Origin of the sequence: Lachnospira multipara ATCC 19207 (assembly GCF_000424105.1) — a bacterium.
Taxonomy (GTDB): domain Bacteria; phylum Bacillota; class Clostridia; order Lachnospirales; family Lachnospiraceae; genus Lachnospira; species Lachnospira multipara.
Genome location: NZ_AUJG01000001.1, coordinates 190208 through 209031, shown reverse-complemented (window position 1 = coordinate 209031; position 18824 = coordinate 190208). Strand labels below are relative to the sequence as shown.

Genomic DNA, 18824 nt, shown 5'->3' with positions numbered 1-18824 from the left:
TAAATAAGCTACCAAGTAAGTAGCTTAACTTTTTCCAAGAAATCAAACTTGCTTATAACTTGTAACCTATTGTTAGGCAATGATATAATCATAATGCATTTAAACTATTTTGTAAATAAAAGTTTTGAAAGGTCTAGGCCTCAATACCTAGTATTTAAAACCACTTGTCGTGATTTGACCTGTAAAAATTTCCGCTAAATTCTAAAAATGCGCGACAAATATTCATATAAAAAACATTTTTGGAGGAACAATAATGGAAATCAAAAAATTAGACTATATAGATGAAACAATCTCAGCCGCTTTTAATGACTTCTTAGGAAAATGTAGTGACTACGAGCCTTACTACTCAAACCAGTACAACCCTAAGTTTCTAGGCTATGCTTTCTTTGAAGGTGACACTATCATTAGCTACCTTGGAGCCCTTTTAATTAACTTTGAAAAGCCAGTAACTTCTGATTTAGAATTAGATGAGGCTAGCAAAAACATTTTCGAAATCTCAGCTCTTACCCTTCCAGAATATAGACACAAGGGCTGTTTTACTAAGTTGCTTGGAAAGTGTATCTCTGACTGGCAGAATAGCTCAAACTTTATTATGCCACTAGAGGATGAGTTTAAGGATGCTAGCTTTGTTTCTGACTATCTTTATTCAGAGTATCTCTATGTTTTAAAGAAAGAGGATTTTGTGACTAATCAGGAGACGCTTTCAAAGGACAGCTTAAAAATCGACCACTACTGCGCCTTTACAGAAGATCACCAACATTATTATCTATATTTATCAGCAGAAGATGCTTCTAAATCTGGTGAAGCTCTTGAACCTGATGAAAGCTCTGAATCTAGTGAGGTCTATGGCATTGAAGATGAAGATGTTCAGATTCTTAATGCCTGCTTTAACGAGGAAGAACCAGCTGCCGTGATTAATATTAGTTTTGAAAAATCTTACGCTACAATTTACGGAGTTTTTGTTGATGAAAATAAGAGAAATTTAGGACTAGGCTATGCTTTGCTTTATGACTGTTTAGAAGAACATTTTTCTAATTATGACTTGCCTCTAATTCTAAATGTAACTAGCACTAACATTCCAGCTTGTAAGCTATATAAAAAGGCTGGCTTTAAAGCAGCCAGCCAAGTTAATTTCTATGCAATTACATCGCCCATATCATAAAGGCCAGCGCCCTTGCCATTAAGGAACTTAGCAGCGCTAACTGCTCCCTTTGCAAAGACTGCCTTTGAATAAGCAGTATGTTTAATTTCGATTACTTCGTCTTCGCCAGCAAAGAATACTTCATGCTCGCCAACGATTGTACCGCCTCTAACAGCACTAATACCGATTTCCTTAGGATTTCTCTTCTCTCTAAGCTGACTTCTATCATATCTATAGAAGTAATCATCATCTAAGACTTCCTTCATAGAATCAGCTAGAGCAAGTGCTGTACCAGATGGTGCATCAATCTTCTTATTATGATGCTTCTCAACAATTTCAATATCAAAACCCTCTGGTGCGAATACCTTTGCAGCTTCCTTTAAAAGCTTGAAAATTGTATTAATACCAAGGGACATGTTAGCTGACTTTAAAACAGCTACACGTGTTGAAACATCCTTAATTCTTGCTATCTGTTCATCAGATAAACCAGTTGTACAAACTACTACTGGAACCTTCTTTTCCTCTACATAATCAAGTAAGGCATCAATAGCCTTTGCTGCTGCAAAATCAATAATTACATCAGCTTCAATATTACAATCCTTAATTGAGCTAAATACAGGGTATGTGTTATGTCCATCATCAAATGGATCAACACCTGCAACTATCTCAATGTCCTTATCGTTATCACAAATTCCTGTAATAACTCTACCCATATGGCCATTACAGCCATGCATAATTGCTCTTGTCATTTACTACCTCTTTTATATCATTATACTTTAGTTATTAAAGTACGCCGTATTCCTTAAGGGCACTTTCAAGTCTCTTAAGATTAGCATCTTCCATTTCGCATAAAGGAGCGCGAAGTGGACCAACATTCCAACCCATTAAATTAAGAGCGTGCTTAACTGGAATAGGATTAACCTCACAGAATAATGCATCTACTAAATTAAGAGCCTTAAACTGTAATTCCTTAGCTTTCTCAACGTTACCTGCCATAAACTCAGCACAAATATCATGTGTCTGCTTTGGTGCTACATTAGATAATACTGAAATAACACCCTTAGCTCCAATAGACATAAGTGGGACAATAAGTCCATCTTCACCTGAATACATATCAAGTCTACCTTCAGCTAATGCCATCATCTTACTTTCCTGTGTAAGATTACCTGTAGCTGCCTTAATAGCAACGATATTCTCAACATCCTTAGCTAACTTAACAGCTGTCTCTGGCTGAATATTGCAGCCTGTTCTACTTGGAACATTGTACATAATAATTGGTAAGTCTACTGACTTAGCAATGGCACTGTAGTGCTTATAAAGACCTTTTTGTGTAGTCTTATTGTAGTAAGGTGTTACAACTAATAAACCATCTACACCTACTTTTTGAGCTTCCTTAGATAAATAAATTGCTGACTCTGTGCAATTAGAACCTGTACCTGCAATAACAGGAACTCTCTTATTAACATATTCAGCTGTAAATCTAATAGCTTCAATATGTTCTTCGTTAGTTAATGTTGAAGCCTCACCAGTTGTACCACAGATAATAATAGCATCTGTAGAATTGTTAATCTGGAAATCGAGAAATTCTCCAAGCTTCTCATAATTAACTTCACCATTGTCCTTCATAGGTGTAATAATTGCTACACCTGCTCCAGTAAATACTGACATAACTTTCCTCTTTCTGCCATTTGCGGCTACTTAATATTTAAAAAGTTCTAGTTCATTACCTAGGTAAAGGTTAAGGCAAAACAAATGCCAGTCAAATAGACTGGCACCTAAAGAATCTTCCTAAATATTAATTAATCCTTAAGTAGCCCTCCATCTTATGATGACAGTCGCATGGTTATTGACCATACTCCCAGCATAGATACTCCGGCATATCTACACTTCGGCGAAATTTCCTTTCACTCTTATTCTTAGGACTCCGGGTCCTCCTAATAGCTACTAATAAATCACGCAACCTCTACCTTATATAGAAATAAAATTCCTATCACTTATTAAATTATATTGTAAATAACTTCTTATTTACAAGTGTCAATATAGCACTTGAAAATATCGATGTCAACCAATTACAACTAGTTAAATGTATATATTTTATTCTGTAATTTTCTTAATCTGACTTACTGAAACTTCGTATGCTACTCTAATCTCAGTTTTGTCCTCAGAAATCTTCTTTGAATACTCTCTAGACTGTACTCTACCAACAACCTGAATGTTAGCACCAATCTTAATATCTGAAGCATATTTTGCATTACGGCCCCAAGCAATACATGGAATGTAATCTGACTTACCGTACTGTCTGTTAACAGCTACTAATAAATCTGCGATTTCTCTACCAAGTGGAGTCTTTCTATAAACAGGTGGCTTACAAACGAAACCATCAAGGAAAATTTGATTAGAAGGAATCTTATGTGGATGCTCTTCTGTTTCCTCATCCTCTGCCTTTACAGTTTCCTGCTTCTCAGCTGCATATAAATCATAGTATTCATTGAATTCATCATGATTTTCTAATTCTTCTGCAAAAATAATTTCCTTTACGAAAACAGATAATAATAACTTTCTACCTGTCTCTTCATGTCTGTTATATGATCTAAACTGACCTAAAATAACAACATCCTTACCCTTACAATCTGAATGCACATCAAATAATCTGTCTGAAACAATAATAGGAATAATATCTTCCATATCACTAAGTCTTGAAACTGCTACATTACATATGTAGAAACCTTCACCAAAGCTTTCGTGACTGAACTGGAAATCCGAAACAACCTTTCCTACTATTCTGACTTTGTTATTCTCTGCGATTTTCTCTAACATTTCTCGTTTTCTCCTTCCTTTATCCCAAAAAAAGTATCAACAACAGCTCGTCTTTTGTTTTCTCTGTTGCTTGACTAAAAGATAGTGTAAAATAAAACTTTGTAGATTTTGTGTTCAAAATACATTTTTTTACTAATAACTATCTTATTTATTAAGAATTTTCTTATGTAAAATTTACTTAAATATAGCATACATTTAAAATATTGTATACACAATTTTTCTTTAAAATTTTAGTTTAACTATTGTACTAATTAAGATACAATATTTTCTATTTTTAGACTATTGTAATTTGAAAATATTATGATAGAATTAAAAAGTTGCTATTACAACAGGCTTAATTTTTAAGCCCTACTTGCTAATTAATAAATTAGATTTCGTATTTATAAAGAAGAAAGGACTAAACAATGAGGACAAAACGTGAAGATATTCGTAATATCGCTATTATCGCCCACGTAGATCATGGTAAGACAACTCTTGTTGATGAGCTTTTAAAACAGAGTGGTACTTTTAGAGCTAACCAGGAAGTTGCAGAACGTGTCATGGATTCTAACGATATTGAACGTGAAAGAGGAATTACAATTCTTTCTAAAAACACTGCTATCACTTATAAGGATACAAAGATTAACATTATAGATACTCCAGGCCATGCTGACTTCGGTGGTGAGGTTGAGCGAGTTTTAAAGATGGTTAATGGTGTTATTCTCGTTGTAGATGCTTTTGAAGGTGTTATGCCACAGACAAAGTTCGTTTTACAGAAGGCACTCGAACTTGAACTATCAATTATTGTTTGTATCAATAAGATTGATAGACCAGAAGCTAGACCAAACGAAGTTATCGATGAGATCTTAGAATTATTCATCGACTTAGACGCTAATGAAGACCAGCTTGATTGCCCATTTATTTTCGCATCAGCTAAGTCAGGTTATGCTATGGCTGATTTAAATGATGAAAAGAAGGATATGGAACCATTATTCCAGTGTATCGTTGATAACATCCCAGCTCCAGAAGGAGATCCAGATGCTGATACACAGATGCTTGTTTCAACAATCGATTACAACGAATTCGTTGGTAGAATCGGTGTTGGTAAGATTGATAACGGTTCAATCAAGGTAAATCAGGAGGTTATGATTGTTAACCATCATGATCCTTCTGTTCATAAGAGAGTTAGAGTTACAAAGCTCTATACTTTCCAGGGTCTTAACAAGGTAGAGGTTAACGAAGCTACAATTGGTGAAATCGTTGCTGTTTCAGGTATTGCAGATATTCACATCGGTGATACATTATGTTCAGTAGATAACCCTGTAGCTATTCCATTCCAGAAGATTTCAGAGCCAACACTTTCTATGGATTTCATGGTTAATGACTCTCCACTTGCTGGTAAGGAAGGTAAGTTCGTTACATCTAGACATTTAAGAGATAGATTATTTAGAGAGCTTAACACTGACGTTTCTTTAAGAGTTGAAGAAAACCCAGGTTCAGAAAACTCATTCAAGGTTTCTGGTAGAGGTGAATTACATCTTTCAGTTCTTATTGAGAACATGCGTCGTGAAGGCTATGAATTTGCTGTAAGTAAGGCAGAAGTTTTATTTAAGACTGATGAGCGTGGTAAGAAGCTCGAGCCTATGGAATTATGTTATATCGATGTTCCAGATGAATTCTCTGGTTCAGTAATCCAGAAGTTAAGCCAGAGAAAGGGTGAACTTCTTGGTATGACACCTATTAACGGTGGTTACACAAGATTACAGTTTAACATTCCTGCAAGAGGTCTTATCGGTTACAGAGGTGAGTTCATGACAGATACAAAGGGTAACGGTATTATTAACTCATCCTTTGAAGGTTATGAAGAATATAAGGGAGATATCTCTTATAGAAAGACTGGTTCATTAATCGCTTATGAAGATGGTGAAACAGTTACATACGGTTTATTTAATGCTCAGGATCGTGGTACATTATTCGTTGGACCTGGTGAGAAGGTTTATGCTGGTATGATTATCGGTGAGAACCCTCGTACAGAAGATATCGAAGTTAATGTCTGCAAGACAAAGCATCTTACTAATACTCGTTCATCAAGTGCTGATGAAGCATTAAGACTTGTACCACCTAAGGTATTAAGCTTAGAGCAGGCTCTTGATTATATCGATACAGACGAGTTACTTGAGGTAACTCCTACTCACTTAAGAATCCGTAAGAAGATTCTTGATTCAACAGCAAGATATAGAGCTAACAAGAAGTAATTTTTCATCTACTTGCTTTTCAAACACATTTATTTATGCTAGATTATAGAAAGTTAAATCTAGTTTTAGCAAATTTTAATATCTAAATCAGAGGGCATTATTGCCCTTCTGATTTGATAATATAATCGCGATTATTCCCCAATTTTCGCGCCTTTAGCTTAAGAGATCCCCAATTTGTTCTTAGCTAAAGATTGGATTTAGTTTAAAATTTTTCACTTTTAAACTCAGAAGATTTGTAGTATATTCTTTAGGTACTACACTAAATGGTAATGTTTTAAAATTATTAGAAACATTGCATCACGTTTTATTTTATTTTTTTTGGAGGTTGCAAACATGGAAAACGATTTAGGTGCAAAGGTTAAGAAGTTAAGAATTTCCCACGGTCTTACACAGGAAGATGTTGCTAAGGCATTAGACGTAACACCTGGTTATATCAGTAACGTAGAGAATGGACGTAATCTTATGACATTAAGAATGCTTTCATACTATGCTGAACTTACAGGAGTTTCACTTGATTACTTAGCAGGTTCTGTAGATAAGGAATATCAGAAGACAGCTCTTGACAACGAAATTATTCAGTTAGTTCAGAAGCTTGATACTGACAAGAAGGAAAAGCTTATTTCTACATTAAGAATTTGGGCTTAATCACATATTCTTGTAAATAGTGAATATAAATAAAAGAGGTTAAATTATCATCCCCCTATGTAGATAATTTAACCTCTTATTTTTTATTTATGAAAATGTCACAAAAAAGCTTAACTGTAAACCTTCCCTACACTCTTCCCTGCATTAAGGCTCTTAGACTAACTTTGTAATGACTTCATCTTATAGAAATGTCCCTTAAGTGCCATAAGCTCATCAAAGCTTCCGTACTCAATACATTTTCCATCAGCTATAACGGCGATCTTGTCAGCATCTCTAATAGTTGAGAGTCTATGGGCTACAATAAATGTAGTTCTATCCTTTGTTAGGTTATTAATAGCGGACTGAATAAGCTTTTCAGAAATACTATCAAGGGCTGATGTAGCCTCATCAAATACAATAACCTCTGGATTTCTAATAAGGGCTCTAGCAATGGATATTCTCTGTCTTTGACCACCAGATAATTTACCACCGTGCTCTCCCACCATTGTATCAAGGCCTTCCGGCAATCTATCAATAAGTTCGCGAAGATTTGCTGCATCTACTACCTTTGATAGAGTCTCCTCATCTACATCCTCCATACCATAAGTGATATTGTCTCTTATAGTTCCTGAGAAAATAATAGAGGTCTGCGGAACCACCGCTATATGCTTTCTATAGGTCCTTAAATCGATTTCTTCTAGATTATGTCCATCAACACTAACAATACCCTCAGAAGCGAAATTAAAGCCAATAACAAGGTTTAAAACTGTAGATTTACCAGCTCCCGATTCACCCACTAAAGCTATGGTCTCACCCTTATTAACATGGAGGTTAAGGCCCTTTAACACATGACTTTCGGAGTTGTTATATCCAAATTTAACATCTTTAAAATCGAATTCTCCGTATACATTTTCAAGGGCATACTTGCCTTCGTTATCCTCAATGTCTTCCTCAAGTAATACCTCGCCAATAGAGTTAACGGATTCAATACCCTTAGCAATTGTAGGGACTAAGGCCATAAGTGAAGATACCTGATTAACAATAGTTGCAAAGTAACTTTGATAAAGGGTAATATCACCAGGAAGGACTGTGCCCTTAATTGCAAGAAAGCCTGTAAAAGCAAGACAAACCACCTGGAATATCTGGAAAATGGCCCAACCAACAGAACCAAACAAAGACTGGATAATATCTAGCTTGTAGCCTTTTTCTGCTACAGTAAATAGCTGGCCGCTGATTTTTTCAACCTCTTCCTCTTCTAGGGCATGGGCTCTAGTAACAGGAATAAGCTCCACCATTTCCATAACTCTTGCAGAAGTCTCTTCCATCTCTCTTCTAAATTCGTTGTTACGCTTCTTCATAATATTTCTAAAGAAAACCATAGTTGCTGCAGCAATAGGTGTTGTTATAAGAAAGAAGCTAAAAACCAACATACTCTTAGAAATTGTTACACAAAGAGCAATGGTAATATTAAGTGCGATATTTAGAATACTTAGAAACATCTGAGTTGAAAGAGTTTCTACTGCTTCTACATCTCGCATGATCTTTGATTGTAATCTACCAGCCATGGTTTCCTTATGATAGGAAATGGATAGCTGCTGTAGTTTTCTAACTAAGGCCTTACGTAAACCTGTTTCACAATATCTTGTGGCAAGGGATTTATACCTTGTGTAGAGATAATTCATAGGTACATTAAGTAAGATAAGGCCTATCATAATAACAGCCTGAATAATAATTCTTGTATGAAGATTTGGGCTGTTTCCTGTAACATCGTTAATAATATTGGCTGTTACAATTGGTAAAACCCACACTGGTGCATGCTTTATAAAAAAGAAAATTACTGCAAGTAGGAACTTGTTGTAATTACCCTTATAAAGTCTAAAAAGGATAAAGAGCGGATGACCTTTATGCCTTCTGTAGCACTCAATGAACCAACTTTCCACATCAATTCCTTTTGGTGCTTTTAAATTCATTTTTTGCCCCCTTAAAACACTAGGCCTCGATGCTTTCACACCAAGGCCTAAAAAATCACTTATTAGTTTCTCTCAATTTCATCAACATTTGTTGCAACAATTGCTTCGCCTTCATTACCTGTAATGTTTACATTTTTAAGAATAAGCTTCTTGATATTGCTTACTACTAAGCCCTGCTTGCTAGCCTCATCACAACCAAGCATCATAGCAGCTACACCAGACTTTGCATTCTCAGCATAGTTAAAGTCAATATTTTCAAATCTTAATTCTTCAATCTTCATCTCTGGAAGACCGCAGATATATGCGCCTGCAACGTGGCAATTTGTTGCCTTAATGTCCTTAAACTTTAATCTCTTAATTGATGGAGTTCTATCATCCACTGGAAAAGGATTCTTTGAACCAACGTATTCTGTCTTACCATCTGGATCGCAGAAATAGAAGCTGTTTACAACAAATGGAGTCATTACGTTGTCCATATCAATATTTTCAAAGCTAATATCATCAAGAACTGATAGCTTACCTCTACCACGTCTTGTCTTAACTCTTAAACCTCTATCTGTGTTCATAAAGAGACAATCCTTAATGTGAACATCCTTAACACCTGCAGCAATCTCAGAACCTACAGTTACAGCACCGTGGCCATCTCTCATGCAGCACTGTCTTACTGTCATGTTGCTTGTAGGTGTCTTTAAGCTCTCAGCCATGTAAATCTTACCTGACTTAATAGCAATACAGTCATCACCTACTGAAATGTATGTACCAAGTACTAATACATCCTCGCAGCTCTCTGGATCAAGACCATCTGTGTTATGTGAATTTGCAGGGTTCTTAATCTTAACATCAATAAACTTTAAGTGCTTACTAAAGTACGGATGAATTGTCCAAGAAGGTGAGTTCTGAACAGTAATACCATGCATTGTCACATTGCTACAGTGGTTAATAAAGAATAATCTTGGTCTCCAAGCGATGTTACGAATCTTGCAGTTATTCCACCAGTTTTCAAAGCTTGTGTTACCCTCGATTGTACCTTCACCAGTAATTACAACATTTGATACATTTATACCACAAACAATTGCTGAAAATGTATCAAGTGGGTTACCTTCCCAAGAGCCTAAATTATACATAGTCTCTTCATCGTAGCTCTCAATCATACCAGGTAGGATTGGGAACTTCTCTCTATCTGTGTAAGCTGAAAGAACGGCACCCTTAGCAAGCTCAAGAGTTAAGTTATCCTTAAGGAAAATGCTTGAAATCTTATAAACGCCTTCTGGAACCAATACTCTTGAATCCTTTGGGCAAGCCATAATTGCGCACTGGATAGCATTTGTATCATCATGCTCTCCATCACCATAAGCGCCAAATTCTCTAACATTTAATGTAACGAATTCATAATCTGTATGAACTGTGAGCTTATCAACCTTCTCGCCCTCGTAGTTAACTGCGATTTCATAATCCTTATCAGGCTTTAAACCATAGATTGATGTAATAACCTGCTTAGATTCCTGATATTCTTCACCGTTTACTAAAACTGTAAACTTCTTCTTTGTGTAATATTTTCCACCATCGTCTAATTCAATAACGATGCTTCTTGATGTCTTATTAACTAATTTTAACTCCATAATACGCCTCCCTTTAAACGGCCATAATCCTGATATTCTCTATTCTTGATGCTTTCTGTTGCTGCTAAAATGTATGCAGATTTTACATTTGCACTAGCATCCATTAAAGATTCAAGATTTTCGTTTACTAAATCAAAGAGTGAAGCTGCCTCGCACTCATACTTTTCTGTATGAATAAGGTTCATTCTACAGCCCTTAAAAATTGCATAAGCAAAGATTAAGTCGTATTCCTTGTTCTTTCCAAGTGTAAATCTAGCAGAATTAAGGATTGCCTTAATAGTCTCCTTGTAGAATTCTCTAAGCTTAGCCCAAATCTCATAAAGAGCCTGGTCCATAAGTTCTAGTGTATCTACTAAGGCTGCTGCGAAGTAAACTAAAGGCTTTAATTCCTTCTTATTGCCGTTTTTTAAGTCAAGTACAGTATCTCCTAACATATTTGAAAAAATGGCCTTATACTGAGCGATAATGTCGTTGTAGCGCTCCTTACCACCATTCTTAGTTTCATAATTCATATAGAAAGAAAATGCCTTAAATGTTACACATAAGCATTCCTTGCCATTGCTATTAAGGAAATAACCCTTATCTGACTTCTTAACCTCATCAAGTGTCTTTGCAATAGCGCAAGCAAGATCTGTGTATTTTTCTTCACCTGTAAGGCTTGCTGCCATATAAGCTGCATTACCTGCAAGGAAGTTTTCAACATCGCCTGTTTTTGCACAGTTAAGGCCTGTTTCTGACACTGCGGCAGATAAGCCATTTTCTAAAAGCTCCTTAAAGTCTTTGCCAAAATCCTTTGCGCCGTAAGCAACTGCATTAAGATACTTTCCAGCCTCATCAGCCTCGAGACCCTTTAAGTCCACTGACTTTGCTAACTTAATCGCTGCTTCATACATGCTATTTACATCATAATTAGCCATATCTTCTCTTCTCCTTTTATTTACATTTCTGGATTGTAATTAAAGTAATCAAATTCGCCATATAATGGCTTCTCAAATCTAGTATCTAGATTCTTTTGATGCTCCCCGCCATAGACATAAAGTCCAAGCATAGCACCTGTAAATCGCTTTCCCTTCTTAATACCTTCATCACATAGATAATAAACATTATCAAGATGTAGATATTTTGTATAATGACGTCCATCATAGCTGTAAGAAAAGCTTCTTTTAAGAAAATGTGTATCCACTCGCAAATACAAGAAGGATTTAGTCTCGTCAAGCTCGATATCTGGGTAAGAAATATAATCATCCCCGATACGTTCCTCCACCTTTAAGACAAATCTCTCGCTCTTATCTTCAAGTCTATAAACACCAAACTTAAGATAGGTATTCTCATCATAATAACAAGTCATACCCATATTCTGTCCTGCCTTTAATTTTGGCATTCTAAGGCAAGTATCAGCACTAAATTTAAAGGAAGTCTGTCTTCTTAGTAAAATGTTTTTTGCCTTGATAGAATCAAGATCATAAACACTTCCCTTAATTTTTACATAAGAGTTTTCAAGTACTATTCCATCCATCTCTGGTACTCTTGAGAAAAGCCACTCTGTACTTAAATAAGACTCCTTAAAGTCGTCTTTATATTCATTTTCCCAGACAGTTTCTGGTAAATCCGGCTTTTTCTGTAGGTTTGAAGGGCCTTTAAGATTATTAACAAGTGGCCAGCCATCCTCAGTCCAAGTTATAGGATCAAGGGCTGTCTCTCTACCAAGAAGTGAATAACCCTCACCAATCTTTCGACCACAAAGATAAACCATATACCAGTCGCCATTTTGTGTCTGAACTGGCTTACCATGGCCACAACGCTGAATAATTGCGGACTCATTAGTCTGTCTCATAATAGGATTGTAAGGACATGGTGTGTAAGTTCCCATAAGTTCCTTACTTCTTGAAACAGTAATTCTATGTCCTGGTCCTGTTCCACCCTCTGCTTCAAAGAGATAGTAATAACCATCTTTCTTAAGCAAATGTGGTCCCTCCGGTGCTCTCTTATTATCCCCATAGAATAACAACTTAGCCTTTGAAATCTGTGTTGTTGCATCTTCACTTAATTCAAAGATTCTAGCACCTCTATTAAGAAGCATATATCTTCTTCCATCATCATCATTAAAAATTGATGGATCAATTCCGTCTTCATCAATAATTGCCGGCTTACTATATGGGCCTTCTGGATTAGTAGAACTAACCACAATCTGCTTTCTATATACATTTCCATCATCATTAAGTCTATATGTGGCGGTTATGTAAAATTTACCATTATAGTAAGAAATATCAGGAGCCCAATAACCTCTTCCGCCTTCAAGCTCATCTAAATTGGCCCAAGCTGGATTAGTTATGGCATAACCTATTATTCTCCAATGCACCAAATCTGTAGAATGGGATACTGGAATGCATGGATAATAGATAAAAGATGAATTAACCATGTAGTAGTCATTGCCAACCCTACATATTGATGGATCTGGGAAGAAGCCAGTTCTTATGGGGTTTTTATACATTTGCTCCAAACCAACTCCAAGAACTGATTCATAGTACTCTTCCAAATCAAAATACTTATTGTCATGGGCAATATCAAGAGGTGTAACTAAGTCGTTATCCCCCTCAACAATTGACATTCCAACTCTTTCTACCAAATACTGACAAGTTGGCACATTTCCCGACATACTTGCATAATGCAAAATGCTTCTATGATTATCATCGTAAATGTTCATACTTGCCCTAGAATACTCAACTATATATTTAACAATATCTAGATTACCTGTCTTAGCTGCAAGAAATGGCATCATTACGCCATCCTTATCAAGGCCATCAATTAAGCTAGGTTCTTCTTCAAGAATCTCTTTAATTGCTGGTAAATTCTCTAGATAAATTGCATCTTCTAATGTATACCTGACCATACTGCCTACCCCTTTTGCATCAAAATCTTTTAACATTGTATCATACAAAAGATTTCTATTCTACTTATTAAAGTCAATTAAGGACATGTTTTACATATAATTTTGCTTCGGTAAAAAAAGGGCCGCTACCCCAAGGATAGCGACCCCTATAAAATTCCTTAAAGGAAATTATTCCTTAACGGCACCTACATTAACACCCTGAACGAAGTACTTCTGACAGAATGGATAAATGATAGCGAATGGTAATACCGCAACGATAGTAGCTGCACTTGAGATTGTCTCAGGTGAAACTGATGAATCATTAGGAATATCACTATCAGAAACCATTGAACGAAGTCTGATCTGGAAGTTATATAAGTTGTTCTTAGAAATATATAACTTGAAGTTTGTATAATCGTTCCAGAATGAAACTGAGAACATCAAACCGATTGAAGCAAGAGCAGCCTTTGATAATGGAAGGACGATCTTGAAGAAGATACCCATTGGAGAGCATCCATCGATCTGAGCAGCTTCAAATAAGGATTCTGGAATACCTTCAAAGAAGTTTCTCATAAGAACTAAGTTATAAACATTGATTGACATAGGTAAGATAACAGCCCAAAGAGTATTCATTAAGCCTAATTCCTTAATAACGAGGTACTTTGGAATCATACCACCATCGAAAATCATTGTGAATAACAACATATATGCAAAGAAGTTTCTTCCTGGCATTTCCCACTGAATAAGTACATAACCACCAAGAGTAACAAGTAATAAACCACAGAATGTACCAACAATAGTTGTTACTACTGAAATTACGAATGGCATATATAAACTTGTTCTGTTGATAATAGCCTGGTAACCACCAAGTGTAAATTCTACTGGATGTAAATTGAGACCATAAGCTGAACGAGCATCTAATGAATCACAAAGTACCTTCCAAATAGGAATAATAATTATTAATGAAATTAAAATAAAGATAAGTCCATTAACAAGTGGGAAGACCTTGAATTTCTTCTTTTTCTTTCTAACTACAATCTTATCATCACTCATTATATTGCCTCCTTATACAATTCCACGTCCGCGGACCTTCTTAGATGCATAGTTACAGCCAAGTACGAGAATCATACCAACAAATGACTTAAATAAACCAACTGCTGTTGTATAACCATAATCTGAGTTACCACCAGCGAATGTCTTATCATAAACATATGTCTGTAAAACAGATGCAACTGAGTCTACAGCCGAACTCTTAGTTACGAATACTGATTCGAAAAGGTTCATAACCTTAGCAAGGTTAAGAATGAATACAGTAATAATTGTATTAGCAAGTGCTGGAAGAGTGATGTAAATCAATCTCTTAAATCTGTTAGCACCATCAATCTGAGCAGCCTCATATAAATCAGGGCTGATACCAGATAATGTAGCAAGGAAGAGGACAGTTCCCCAACCTGTATCCTTCCAAAGGTTCATTACGTAGAAAGTTCCTCTCCAGTAACGAGTGTCTGCAAGGAATGAAATAGGTGAATCAATAAGGCCTACATTAATTAAGAAACCGTTAATTACACCTGAACTATTAACTGATAAAATCATTCTAAATACAGAGAAGATAACAACCCATGACATGAAGTGAGGGAGGTATACAATAGTCTGTACTGTCTTCTTAAATGGCATATTGACAATTTCATTAAGAAGTAAAGAAATAATAACTGCAAATCCTGTATTAAGAATTAACTTAACAATAGAAAGGATAAGAGTATTTCTAAATGCTCTCCAGAAGAATGTATCGTTTGTTAACATTGTCTGGAAATGATATAAACCAATGTAATATGGATTACCAATTACATATCTTGTGAATGCATAACGACATCCAAGCATTGGCCAGTAGTTAAAGATGAGAATCATGATTAATACTGGTAAATACATGAGGTAGAAACCTCTATAATAGTAAAGCTTTAAACCTAAACTCTGATTAATAGAGTTAGATAAATACTTTGAATCTACTCCAAGATCCTTCTTGAAGTGCTTTAAAACATCGATGAATACACCAGCGATAGCAACGATTAAACCAATAACCATTACGTATACACCAACGCCAATATGATATGTATTTCCATCATATCCGTTGTTAAGAATATCCATTAATGTTGTATATTCTTTTCTAAGCCCACCGCCTGTTGTCTTACCAACAACGATTTCATAAGTGAAGCCAAAGTAAGAAATTACCCAAACAATCATAGCTGCAACTGATGCGCAGATTGAGAAGATTTCTTTCTTAGCTACAACGAGAAGCACACCTACTACTAAAAGTAAGATAAATAAGTACCACATAACTGGCACTGAAATGTTCATAAAACTGAATGCAAAAGCCTTTGGTACATAACCATCAAGAACTTCTTCACCAGACTGTACGAATGGTAGCATAGAAGCAATAAGCATAATTACGAAACCAAAAATAGAAATAACCTTAAGGTTACCTGCTGGCTTGCTTACCTGTGCGCCACACTTTGGACAAATCTTAGCGTTCTTAGGTAATTCTGAGTTGCAAGATTTACACTGCATCTTTATACCTTCTTTCCTATATTTTTTCATAGCTATCATCAGTACTTGATAACTAAAATATAGAATCCACATCGGGGGAAACCCCCGACATGAATTCTTATGATGTGGCGTCGCCACAAATCTAGCTTATGCTAGCTGAATTATTTCTAATTCGGATTATTCACCTAAAGAGTTAAGTGACTTAAGTACAGCTTCAACCTTAGAACCTACTGTATCTTTGTAGTACTTCATACCATCTTCAACTGTCATCTGGTTAAGAGCAACCTTAGAGATAACTTCGTTTCTAGCTGTGTTGATATCTGTAATGTTGTTACCAAGAGTCTCTGTCATTGGAAGTGGAGTAGCCACATCTGAATGAGAAGAGAACATCTCGAAGTTTTCAGTAACGTTTTCTGTTAATGACTTAGCACCAGGATCTGTACCATTGAATGATGCAATAGCAAGAACTGGATCAATGTGATTCTTCTTCATAAGAGTTGTTGGATCTTCTGGAGAAGGTAAGAAGTGGAATTCACCTTCGCTGTATGTGTAAGACTTAACAGCATCGCCTTCCTTAGCTGTAGCAAGTGTTACAGTTTCTGCCTTATCATCCCAGTGAGTTCCCTTAGCACCGTATTCCCAAGCCATCTGTACATCGCCACCATCGAGCATTGTATCGATGAAGTACTTGTAAATACCTTCTGCCTTACCTGCATCAGCAGCAGCAGATGTAATACACCAAGCTGTTGAAAGTCTTTCTGTGTAAGTACCAAGTTCTTCGATTGGGTAAATAGCAACTAATTCTGAGTCAAGACCCTTATTAGCAAGGTTAGTTACTAATGTATCAGCCCATGTACCAGCCCAGTATGTGAATACACCAGATTCTGTTGAAGGATCTGTTGAGTAGAACTTGTTACGAGCCTGTGAAGTTGTCTGACCTTCTGTTTCAGAATCAATGATGCCATCCTTAACAGCGTCCTGAATTCTCTGAAGAGCGTTCTGCATAGCTTCTTCTGAGAAACCATCAACATATTCACCATCAGCATTCTTATAGAATGTATATTCAGCATCCTGATAGAATTCTGGTAAATAGTTAGTATATGGAGCTTCTGTTCCGATCCAGCCTGGAGCTGAAATTACGTAATCTGAAGCTGCAGCAGCCTTCATCTTCTTTAAGATGTCATAGTACTCTGAATATGTAAGAGTCTTATCCTTAACATCATCTACTGATAAACCAGCTGCCTTTAACCAAGAAGCTTTGATGTATGTACAGCAACCATTACCACGGAATGGTGAGTAACCATACATAGCATATTCGCCATCAGCACCTAAAACTACGTTAGCTGCTTCGATCTTCTCTGCAGCTGAGATAAGTCTGCCTGAATTCTTTGTTTCAGAATTTTCCCAAGCATCTGTCATATCCCAAAGGTAACCATTGTTAGCGTAAAGTGCTAAGTAATCAGATGAAAGAAGAACTACATCAGGAATATCACCTGATGCGAATGTACTTGCTACCTGATCATAATAAGCACTGTGTTCTGGACGGATCCATTCGATGTCAAGACCTGTTAACTCAGCGAGATAATCATAGAATGCCTGACCACCGTTAGTATCCTTTACAACTGTACCATCGACCATTACTGAAAATGTTCCTGGCTTTTCAACTGAACTCCAGTCCACTGACTTAGACTTAGAGTCGTCGCTTGATGAATTTGAAGCACCACAAGCAACAAGACCCATTACTGATGTAAGTGTTAAACCTACAGCAGTAAGCTTTTTAATTGTCTTTTTCATAAACCTTAAAACCCTCCTTAATTGGTTTTGGGGAACAACCCCCTTTTGTTGGTATTTCCAACATGGCTATATTATCATTTTTGTAATATTTTAACAAGGCTATTTTTAACATTTCTTGTATTTTTTTTGGATTTTTTATGAATGTCAGTGTTTATGCGGGTTTTAAATGTTTACAATTTCTTCATTTTTGTTAAATCTTTATCAAAACTTTAAATTAACAACTTAAATTATAGTTTTCAGAAATCTAATTTTATGTAAAATATGCACAAATCATTTTGACATGTTTGATTATTTTTCACTACTTTTACAAATAAATTGGGGTTTTATTTGTAATTTAACCTTTGTATTGTAACTTTTTACTACTCTTCATTTTTTATTCATAATTTACTACTGTAAATATTGGTCTGCTATATCCTTTTACAGATTTTTTGTTGCACTATGTTAACAATTTGAATTTCACCCGAGAATTCGTTTTGGAGTTTTTGCACAAAATCATCAATTTTTTCGTTTTCGATAACTAACTTCATGTGCACTTTTTCAGTATATTCTGTTTCTTGAATATCTATTCCAAAGTTATCACAAATGTATTGCACCTTAGAGAGATTGCCATATTCAAAGTCCATTTCCCCTGTAATTCCATCTATAAGATTACCAAGTACACTATTATTAAGTCCTTCAATAGTTGCACCCTGATAAGCTCTTACAAGTCCACCAGTTCCAAGTAAGATTCCACCAAAGTATCTTGTTACAACCACAAGGCAATTTGTAAGCTCTCTTGATGTAATTAAATCAAGTATAGGCTTACCTGCAGTACCTGAAGGTTCTCCATCATCTGAAAATCTCTGGATTTCTCCTTTATCTCCTAATACATAAGCATAACAGTTATGTCTTGCATCCCAGTATTTTTTCTTTAATTTATTAATATACTCCTGGGCCTGCTCTTCATTTTCAATATATAAAACGTGGGCTATAAAACGAGACTTTTTCTCGATAATTTCACCAATTCCCTTTTCTAATACCAGTTTCATTTTAATTGCTCCTATATCTCTTTTATGATATAATTTAGACGCATATCAGTCAGACATCTAAAGTTTACACATCTACATCTATACGTAAACTATGTGGTCGCTGGGAGATTAGCTAAGTTTATTTCAATCGAAGTATATTTAGCTTAAGTAAGCAATTCACATTGTTTACTTTCTATTTCATATCTAT

14 protein-coding genes and 1 riboswitch are annotated in these 18824 nt (G+C 35.8%); of the genes, 3 read left to right on the top strand and 11 right to left on the bottom strand.

What is annotated here, in order from left to right:
- Window positions 1-253 precede the first annotated feature (253 nt).
- Window positions 254-1162, top strand: coding sequence for a GNAT family N-acetyltransferase (locus tag G600_RS0100905; protein ID WP_027430249.1), 909 nt, complete (start codon window positions 254-256; stop codon window positions 1160-1162).
- On the opposite strand, the gene dapB is transcribed toward G600_RS0100905, so the two are convergent.
- The 3 genes from dapB to G600_RS0100890 all read right to left on the bottom strand — a co-directional run bounded on the left by dapB (window position 1135) and on the right by G600_RS0100890 (window position 3958).
- Complete coding sequence (dapB, locus tag G600_RS0100900) at window positions 1135-1890, bottom strand: 4-hydroxy-tetrahydrodipicolinate reductase (protein ID WP_027430248.1); 756 nt, start codon at window positions 1888-1890, stop codon at window positions 1135-1137. The genes G600_RS0100905 and dapB overlap by 28 nt on opposite strands.
- Window positions 1891-1924: 34 nt before the next feature.
- Window positions 1925-2809 carry a 4-hydroxy-tetrahydrodipicolinate synthase gene (dapA, locus tag G600_RS0100895; protein WP_027430247.1) on the bottom strand — a complete coding sequence of 295 codons (885 nt, stop codon included), beginning with the start codon at window positions 2807-2809 and terminating at the stop codon, window positions 1925-1927.
- Between the two features lie 135 nt (window positions 2810-2944).
- A riboswitch (Lysine riboswitch) is annotated at window positions 2945-3115 on the bottom strand.
- 120 nt (window positions 3116-3235) lie between these two features.
- Window positions 3236-3958 carry a single-stranded DNA-binding protein gene (locus G600_RS0100890; RefSeq protein WP_027430246.1) on the bottom strand — a complete coding sequence of 241 codons (723 nt, stop codon included), beginning with the start codon at window positions 3956-3958 and terminating at the stop codon, window positions 3236-3238.
- A gap of 404 nt (window positions 3959-4362) precedes the next feature.
- Between G600_RS0100890 and typA the strand changes: the two genes are divergently transcribed.
- Entirely contained in the window at window positions 4363-6192 is a 1830-nt protein-coding gene (typA, locus tag G600_RS0100885; RefSeq protein ID WP_027430245.1) for a translational GTPase TypA, read from the top strand.
- A gap of 333 nt (window positions 6193-6525) precedes the next feature.
- A complete protein-coding gene (locus G600_RS0100880; RefSeq protein WP_027430244.1) occupies window positions 6526-6837 on the top strand; it encodes a helix-turn-helix domain-containing protein in 312 nt (103 codons plus the stop codon).
- Window positions 6838-6995: 158 nt separating this feature from the next.
- Here G600_RS0100880 and G600_RS0100875 read toward each other — a convergent pair whose 3' ends face one another.
- The 8 genes from G600_RS0100875 to G600_RS0100840 form a co-directional block, all read right to left on the bottom strand.
- Window positions 6996-8786, bottom strand: a complete 1791-nt coding sequence (locus tag G600_RS0100875; protein WP_027430243.1) for an ABC transporter ATP-binding protein — start codon at window positions 8784-8786, stop codon at window positions 6996-6998.
- 62 nt (window positions 8787-8848) lie between these two features.
- Window positions 8849-10405: a glycoside hydrolase family 28 protein gene (locus tag G600_RS0100870; protein WP_027430242.1), complete on the bottom strand. Its 1557-nt coding sequence runs from the start codon at window positions 10403-10405 to the stop codon at window positions 8849-8851.
- On the bottom strand, window positions 10396-11322 hold the full coding sequence (locus G600_RS0100865) for a hypothetical protein (RefSeq protein ID WP_027430241.1): 927 nt from the start codon (window positions 11320-11322) through the stop codon (window positions 10396-10398). Before G600_RS0100865 ends, G600_RS0100870 begins: the two co-directional genes overlap by 10 nt.
- A gap of 20 nt (window positions 11323-11342) precedes the next feature.
- The gene (locus tag G600_RS13365; protein ID WP_051195297.1) at window positions 11343-13295 is read right to left on the bottom strand and encodes a family 43 glycosylhydrolase; all 1953 of its coding nucleotides are present in this window, start codon (window positions 13293-13295) and stop codon (window positions 11343-11345) included.
- Window positions 13296-13463: 168 nt separating this feature from the next.
- A complete protein-coding gene (locus G600_RS0100855; protein WP_034245082.1) occupies window positions 13464-14327 on the bottom strand; it encodes a carbohydrate ABC transporter permease in 864 nt (287 codons plus the stop codon).
- Window positions 14328-14339: 12 nt separating this feature from the next.
- Window positions 14340-15836, bottom strand: coding sequence for an ABC transporter permease subunit (locus G600_RS0100850; protein WP_034245079.1), 1497 nt, complete (start codon window positions 15834-15836; stop codon window positions 14340-14342).
- Window positions 15837-15992: 156 nt separating this feature from the next.
- On the bottom strand, window positions 15993-17609 hold the full coding sequence (locus G600_RS0100845) for a type 2 periplasmic-binding domain-containing protein (protein ID WP_027430238.1): 1617 nt from the start codon (window positions 17607-17609) through the stop codon (window positions 15993-15995).
- A gap of 407 nt (window positions 17610-18016) precedes the next feature.
- Window positions 18017-18637: a YigZ family protein gene (locus tag G600_RS0100840; RefSeq protein WP_034245077.1), complete on the bottom strand. Its 621-nt coding sequence runs from the start codon at window positions 18635-18637 to the stop codon at window positions 18017-18019.
- Window positions 18638-18824: the final 187 nt, after the last annotated feature.

What these genes read in the sequence shown, in the direction of transcription:
- G600_RS0100905 (WP_027430249.1), top strand. Translation starts at nt 254, where the DNA reads ATGGAAATCAAAAAATTAGACTATATAGATGAAACAATCTCAGCCGCT.
- G600_RS0100870 (WP_027430242.1), bottom strand. Translation starts at nt 10,405, where the DNA reads ATGGAGTTAAAATTAGTTAATAAGACATCAAGAAGCATCGTTATTGAA.
- G600_RS0100880 (WP_027430244.1), top strand. Translation starts at nt 6,526, where the DNA reads ATGGAAAACGATTTAGGTGCAAAGGTTAAGAAGTTAAGAATTTCCCAC.
- G600_RS0100865 (WP_027430241.1), bottom strand. Translation starts at nt 11,322, where the DNA reads ATGGCTAATTATGATGTAAATAGCATGTATGAAGCAGCGATTAAGTTA.
- G600_RS0100845 (WP_027430238.1), bottom strand. Translation starts at nt 17,609, where the DNA reads ATGAAAAAGACAATTAAAAAGCTTACTGCTGTAGGTTTAACACTTACA.
- G600_RS0100890 (WP_027430246.1), bottom strand. Translation starts at nt 3,958, where the DNA reads ATGTTAGAGAAAATCGCAGAGAATAACAAAGTCAGAATAGTAGGAAAG.
- G600_RS13365 (WP_051195297.1), bottom strand. Translation starts at nt 13,295, where the DNA reads ATGGTCAGGTATACATTAGAAGATGCAATTTATCTAGAGAATTTACCA.
- dapB (WP_027430248.1), bottom strand. Translation starts at nt 1,890, where the DNA reads ATGACAAGAGCAATTATGCATGGCTGTAATGGCCATATGGGTAGAGTT.
- G600_RS0100855 (WP_034245082.1), bottom strand. Translation starts at nt 14,327, where the DNA reads ATGAGTGATGATAAGATTGTAGTTAGAAAGAAAAAGAAGAAATTCAAG.
- G600_RS0100840 (WP_034245077.1), bottom strand. Translation starts at nt 18,637, where the DNA reads ATGAAACTGGTATTAGAAAAGGGAATTGGTGAAATTATCGAGAAAAAG.
- G600_RS0100850 (WP_034245079.1), bottom strand. Translation starts at nt 15,836, where the DNA reads ATGCAGTGTAAATCTTGCAACTCAGAATTACCTAAGAACGCTAAGATT.
- dapA (WP_027430247.1), bottom strand. Translation starts at nt 2,809, where the DNA reads ATGTCAGTATTTACTGGAGCAGGTGTAGCAATTATTACACCTATGAAG.
- G600_RS0100875 (WP_027430243.1), bottom strand. Translation starts at nt 8,786, where the DNA reads ATGAATTTAAAAGCACCAAAAGGAATTGATGTGGAAAGTTGGTTCATT.
- typA (WP_027430245.1), top strand. Translation starts at nt 4,363, where the DNA reads ATGAGGACAAAACGTGAAGATATTCGTAATATCGCTATTATCGCCCAC.